Here is a 5,410-nt window from a genome sequence, read left to right on the forward strand (position 1 = left end):
CGGTGACCGTAAGGATGCGGGCATGGGTATACGCATGCTCCATCGCCGGTCGGGCCGGGCACGGACGCAGGCGCAGGCAGCGGGCTCCGCTGCCGCACCGGTCACGCCCCGCCCGCCGGTCCCGGCCCTCGCCGCCGGTGCAAGCACCGCCCGCATCCCCGCCGACCTCACCATGGCCGTCCGGCACACGGCCGCAGGCCTCCGGTGCCGCCTCACGTTCCGGGACGAGACGGTCGTAGACCCCCGAGAACAGGCCAGACACCCGCAGGGGCCGGCCATCACTCCCACCGGCACTCCCGTGTGGCGACTGTGGGCCGAGCTGGGCCGGAGTTACCTGGACCTCGTGCTCACCAGGCTCCCGCGGTCACGCCCCGTGCACACCATGACGGTGTTCATCGCGACCCCGCCGGACGGCTCCGCTCCGCGCTGACCTCGGCGGGTGCCCCGGCGGGTGCCGGGCGCCACACACGGACGCCCGCGGCGTACAGCAGCACGCCCAGGACCAGCCCCGCCCCCGCTCCGAAGCACAGGGTCGGGATCAGGTCCCAGGCGGTCGCCGTCGAGCCCCAGTACGCCCACCAGTGCGAGGCTCGTTCCACCGCCGCCACCAGTGCGCAGCCGCCGAGGACGGCACCGGCCGCCCACCGGTCCCGTACCGACAGCTCGGGCACCCCCACCGGCGCCGTGGCCGGAACCCGTCGTAGCGCGCGCACCACGAACGCGGCGATCAGCAGCGCGCCGACCGCCGAACTGCCGTACTGGAGAGCCGAGAACAGCGGTCGGCCACCCACACTGCGGTCGAGGACGGGGAACAGTCGTACGCCCCACCGGTCGTGGTGGGTGAACGCGTCCCACACGACATGGGTCAGGCCGCCGAGGACCGCGGAGACGTACCACCACGCGGCCAGTGACGGGGTGGCACGCGCGCGTGGCGTGCCACAGCGCAGCAGGGTCGCCGTCCGGGGCTGTCGGGCGCGGGGGAGGAGGGCCACCAGGGGTTCGCGCAGCAGGAGCCACAGGGCGACCGTCGTCCACGTGATGAGGACGTCGACCGTGAAGGCACCGGGGAAGGAGTGCGTGACGTTCCCGAACTCCATCGCCCCGGGGACCGCGCTCGCCGCGTAGTACGTCATGTCGGGGGCGAAGGAACCCGCCACCAGCACCGCCGGTACCAGCCGGCCGCGCCCCCTGCCGTCGCCGCGCACTGCGGGCAGTACGGCGGCGGCATGACTCAAAGTGAACGGCAACAGGGGCTCCCCGTAGGAGTCATCGGCATATGGCCAGGTGGTGAATAACGGCCACCAACGGGTGCCCGTGCAAAGCAAGTTGTCGTAGGGTCGCCTGGGTCCCCGCGCGGGGCCCGCACGGCGGGCGGAGACGGAGAACAAGTACACACCATCCGATAACCACCACGAGGGCAACCTGCGGTGCGGCTCGACCGTCACAACAGGCGCAGAGGCAACAGACAAGGACGGGCGCTCGGGCGTCCCTGGGAGGGGTTCACTCCATGACGGCGCATTTCGGCAGGCGGCTGCGCAAGGGTGCGGCGACGACAGCGGTGGCCGCGGCAGCGGTCGCGGCACTGTCCGCTTCCCAGGCTCCGGCGGCGACCGGCGGTCACAGAACGCTCCCCGCCGGCCAGACCACGCTCGACGGGAGTGACGGAAGCACTGGTCGCAGCGCCACCGGAGATTCGCCGTACTACACGGACCTCCCGCCGCTGAGCAGCCCGAACCCCAGTACGAGCGCCAGCCAGTCGCCGTCCATAGGGACCCCCGTCTCGGTCGGCGAGGCCGAGGCGGGCATCCCCGCGACCGTCCTCGACGCCTACAAGAAGGCCGAGGCCGAACTCGCCACCTCCAAGCCCGGCTGCAACCTGCCCTGGCAACTCCTCGCCGCCATCGGCAAGGTGGAGTCGGGCCAGGCACGCGGCGGCCAGGTCGACGCGACCGGCACCACGACCTCCAAGATCCTGGGCCCCGCGCTCGACGGCAACGGCTTCGCGCTCATCAGGGACACCGACAACGGCAAGTACGACGGCAACAGCGAGTACGACCAGGCCGTCGGGCCCATGCAGTTCATCCCGTCCACCTGGGCCTGGGCGGGCCGCGACGGCAACGGCGACGGGGTCAAGGACCCCAACAACGTCTACGACGCAGCGCTCGCCGCCGGCCACTACCTGTGCCGCAACAACTGGAACCTGTCGACCGACGCGGGCCTGCGCAGCGCGATCCTCAGCTACAACAACTCGACGGACTACCTGAACACGGTCCTGTCGTGGCTGGAGTACTACCGCAAGGGCACCCACTCGGTCCCGGACGGCACGGGCACGCTGCCCTCGGGCCGCAGCGACGACAACTCCGGGGCCAGCCCCACGCCTTCGACGTCGCCCTCGACTCCGGACACCTCGTCGCCGAGCCCCAGCCCGACCCCCACCACGCCGGCCACGCCGACCCCGACGCCCACACCCACGCCCACGCCGACTCCGACCCCCACCGACACGGTGGCCAAGCTGGCGGACTCGGGCACGGCGAAGCTCACCGCGACGGCGGGCGACGCGTTCACCAAGAAGATCAGCACGCGCGCCCAGAACGCGGCCGGCAAGGGCGTCGCCAAGGTCAAGATCCGGTTCACGATCGTCGGCACCACGGACGCCACGTTCGCCGGCGGCGAGAAGGTCGCCCTGGCGGTCACCAACGCCTCCGGTGTGGCCGTCGCCCCGGCCCTGCAGGCCGGCGAGACCACCGGTGACTTCACCGTCCGCGCCACGCTCCTGGGCCGTGCGATCACCGCTCTCGACTACACGGCGAGCGTCACGCCCCGGGTCGCCGACACCCTCGTCCGCACCAGCACCACCGCGCTGACCTGCACCCCGGGCGGCGAGTTCGCCGACCAGGTCGAGGTGAAGGCCACCTACAGTGGTGCGGTCGCCGACAAGGTCGCGGCCACCGCGACCCTCATCAAGGCGACCGACGACGCCACCGAGAACGACAAGGGCCCCTACTTCAAGGACGCCGACGGCAAGACCGTCCGCACCCTCACCGGCCTGGCCACGGACGCCGACGGCCTCCTGAAGCTGCCGAAGCTGTACGCGGACGACACCACCGGCACCTTCCTGCTCCGCATCACCACCACGGGCGGCGCGACCCTCACGGTCGAACTGACCGTGGCCGCGGCGGCCGACACCTCCTCGCCCAGCCCGACCGCCTCGGCCGACCCGAGCCCGTCGGCCTCACCGAGCGCGTAGTCCGACCGCACGACCCTGCGACAGGACAAGGGTGCCCCTCCGCTCCGGCGGGCGGGCGCCCTCGCCGTGTCCGCCCTTCGTGCGTGTGCAACGTGTTCTCATCTCGCCCGCGCGTTGCTACGGTGCCCGACCTGACGACCTATCAGTTCCTGAATCCATTGGTTTCTGTCTGTCGGGAGGCCGGTATGCGTGCCCTGATCGCCGCCGCGACCGGTCTGGTGCTCGCGTTCGCGCTGATCCTGACCATCACCGCGATGGGCTCACCGATGGGGAAGACCTCCCCGAAACCGCTGCTGACGACGGTGCCCGCGCACCCGTAAACGATTGCGCAAGCGTTTACGCAAGCCTTTGCGCAAGCGTTTGACCGCCCGGGATGGAGGCCGAGATGCGCCGCAAGGCCAGCCTGATCCTGCTCGCCCTCGCCGTGTTCTTCACGGCGCTCTCCCCGCTGCTGCGCTGGTACGCCTTCCCGCGCCTGGCCAAGATCCCGGCGAACCAGTACCAGGACATGGTCCTGGAGGCGAAGAACGCCACCCTCCTCGACTACGGCACCATGCAGGCCAAGACGGTCCCCAAGGTCACCATCGTGCAGACCCTCAAGGGCGACGTCGAGGCCGCCAAGAAGATCGACAAGACCGCGGGGCGTGACGTCGTCGTCTGGGACGGCCTGTCCTACGTCCAGGGCCCCGACGGCAAGATGGTCTCCTCGATCCCCGAGCGCTACATCTTCGACGCACACTCCCAGGACCCCGTCCACGCCACCGGCGAGATGGTCGACGGCGACCCGGTGAAACGGGACGGCATCGAGTTCAAGTGGCCGTTCCTGACCCAGAAGCGGGACTACGAGTACTTCGACGCGCAGACCCGCACCACCAACCCCATCCACTACAAGGGCACCCAGAACTTCCGCGGCGTCAAGGTCTACTACTTCGAGCAGACCATCCCCTGGACCAAGGTCCCCTTCCCCAAGACCATGCCGGTCAAGGGCATCACCCCGGAGTCCGTCGCCAAGACGGGCACCACCCGCTGGTACACCACGGTCCGCAGGTTCTGGGTCGAACCCGTCACCGGAGCACCGGTCTACGGCGAGGAGAGCCACAAGGAGGAACTGCGTGGTGGCACCCTCCTGGGCGGTCGCGCGAAGGTGACGGCGTTCGCGGGTGACGTGAAGATGCGCGAGGACTACATCAAGCACACCGTCGCCCTGGTGAAGTCCAACCGCACCCTCGTCCTGCTGATGGTCTCCTACCTCCCCTGGGGCTTCCTGACCCTCGGCCTCCTCCTGCTGGCGCTCTCCCTCTACCTGGAGGCCCGCAGCAGGCGCCCCGGCGACCCCGCCCCCACCGAGGTCCAGGAACCGGAACCGGTCACCGCCTGAGCCGCGCGTTGGTGAACCGCGTGGCCTCGGCGGTCGCCGGGTCCTCGGGCCACGGATGCTTCGGATACCGCCCCCGCAACTCGGCCCGCACGCCCCGGTACCCGTCCTTCCAGAAGGACGCGAGATCCGCGGTCACGGCGGCGGGCCGCCCGGCCGGGGACAGCAGATGCACGAGCACCGGCACACCGGCGACCTCCGGCGACTCGTGGAGCCCGAACATCTCCTGCAACTTCACGGCGAGGACGGGCTGTTCGGGGTTCCCGTAGTCGATCCGCACCCTGGACCCACTCGGTACGGCGATCCGTTCCGGCGCCAGCTCGCCGAGCCGCCCGGCCTCCCCCGAGGCCCACGGCAGCAACCTCTGGAGCGCCTGCCCCGCCTCGATCCGCCCCAGATCACTCCGCCGCCGCGCCCGCCCCAACTCCGGCTCCAACCACTCGTCCACGCGCGCGTGCAGCGCCTCGTCGGACACGTCGGGCCACGGCGCCCCGACGTTCAGCCGCAGGAACGCCAGCCGCTGCCGCAGCACTTGGGCATCCGCCGACCACCGCAACAGCCCCAACCCCTCCTCCCGCAGCCCGTCGACAAGCGCGTCCCGTACGGCAACGGGGTCGGCGTCCTTGAGCGGCCGCACCGCCAACTCGACCGCCCCGAGCCGCTCGACACGCCGGGCCACGACGTCACCGCCGGCCCAGTGGACCTCGTCCACCTCGCTGAGCAGCGCCCCGGCCGCGAACCGGGCGACGTCCTCGTCGACGACGGCACCGAGCTGCACGCGCGCGTGC

6 protein-coding genes are annotated in these 5,410 nt (G+C 71.1%); 4 read left to right on the forward strand and 2 right to left on the reverse strand.

Annotation, left to right across the window (positions count from 1 at the left end):
- Positions 1–22 precede the first annotated feature (22 nt).
- The gene (locus tag JHN45_RS50560; RefSeq protein ID WP_201056210.1) at positions 23–430 is read left to right on the forward strand and encodes a hypothetical protein; all 408 of its coding nucleotides are present in this window, start codon (positions 23–25) and stop codon (positions 428–430) included.
- Here the strand turns inward: JHN45_RS50560 and JHN45_RS50565 are convergent.
- Entirely contained in the window at positions 393–1,247 is an 855-nt protein-coding gene (locus tag JHN45_RS50565; RefSeq protein ID WP_201056212.1) for a DUF4184 family protein, read from the reverse strand. The two genes, JHN45_RS50560 and JHN45_RS50565, sit on opposite strands and share 38 nt — an antisense overlap.
- 260 nt (positions 1,248–1,507) lie before the next feature.
- Here JHN45_RS50565 and JHN45_RS50570 point away from each other — a divergent pair, with 260 nt between their 5' ends.
- The 3 genes from JHN45_RS50570 to JHN45_RS50580 all read left to right on the forward strand — a co-directional run bounded on the left by JHN45_RS50570 (position 1,508) and on the right by JHN45_RS50580 (position 4,625).
- Entirely contained in the window at positions 1,508–3,247 is a 1,740-nt protein-coding gene (locus JHN45_RS50570; RefSeq protein WP_201056214.1) for a lytic transglycosylase domain-containing protein, read from the forward strand.
- A gap of 185 nt (positions 3,248–3,432) precedes the next feature.
- On the forward strand, positions 3,433–3,567 hold the full coding sequence (locus JHN45_RS50575) for an SPW_0924 family protein (RefSeq protein WP_106417094.1): 135 nt from the start codon (positions 3,433–3,435) through the stop codon (positions 3,565–3,567).
- A gap of 65 nt (positions 3,568–3,632) precedes the next feature.
- Positions 3,633–4,625, forward strand: a complete 993-nt coding sequence (locus JHN45_RS50580) for a DUF3068 domain-containing protein (protein WP_200714619.1) — start codon at positions 3,633–3,635, stop codon at positions 4,623–4,625.
- Here the strand turns inward: JHN45_RS50580 and JHN45_RS50585 are convergent.
- Positions 4,615–5,410: ATP-dependent helicase C-terminal domain-containing protein (locus JHN45_RS50585; RefSeq protein ID WP_307783445.1), on the reverse strand; the 796-nt coding region annotated here is incomplete at its 5' end. The genes JHN45_RS50580 and JHN45_RS50585 overlap by 11 nt on opposite strands.

This window comes from Streptomyces sp. MBT53 (assembly GCF_016654115.1).
Taxonomy (GTDB): domain Bacteria; phylum Actinomycetota; class Actinomycetes; order Streptomycetales; family Streptomycetaceae; genus Streptomyces.